This is a genomic window from Gemella sp. GH3, from assembly GCF_013415425.1.
Classification (GTDB): Bacteria; Bacillota; Bacilli; order Staphylococcales; family Gemellaceae; genus Gemelliphila.
The window spans coordinates 1-550 of the sequence record NZ_JACBYC010000071.1 but is presented as its reverse complement, the minus strand read 5'-3'; the positions used below and the strand labels follow the sequence as shown (position 1 = coordinate 550).

Sequence of the window (550 nt, the reverse complement as noted above, 5' to 3'; positions counted from 1 at the left end):
TAAAAAAAAGTGATTGACTTTTCATTCTAAGTCAATCACTTATATAGTGTTATTTATTTTCCGTGTCGTCTTTGTGTTCAACTTGGTTCTCTTGATTATCTTCTTGAGGTTGTTCACCTTGGAACATTTGACGACGTTCCTCGTAATTCATTCTCCGTTGATTGACTGCACTAGGTTGATTCTTTCTTCTTTCTTTCATGCGTTTATTATAAGCTTTTTTCTTTTCTCTTTTCTTCGCACGAATTTCAGCTTTTTCTTTCTTGCGTTGAGCCTTAAGTTCTCTAGGATCAACTTTAGGTTCTTGTGGCTCTTGGTTGTAAGCATAACCATCCTCATAACCGTAACTATCATCTTCATTTTGATAATAATCTTCTTGGAATTGTTCATCACGCTTAGCTTTTTTAGATTTCTTATTGTATTTCGCCTGTCTAGACATAATCGCCGGTTCTTCTTCTTCCTGCTGAGTGGACTTGTATTCACTTTCTACAGCGCGTTTTGGAAATTGAGCATATTTATCATCTGTCTCATCATAATTATGACTCTCTGACTC

The 550-nt window shown here is 35.6% G+C and carries 1 pseudogene; it reads right to left on the bottom strand.

The annotated features are described in order from the left end of the window. Nucleotides 1-49: 49 nt before the first annotated feature. Nucleotides 50-550 (bottom strand): annotated as a pseudogene (locus HZY83_RS01670) (lipoteichoic acid stability factor AuxB); the annotation flags it as partial.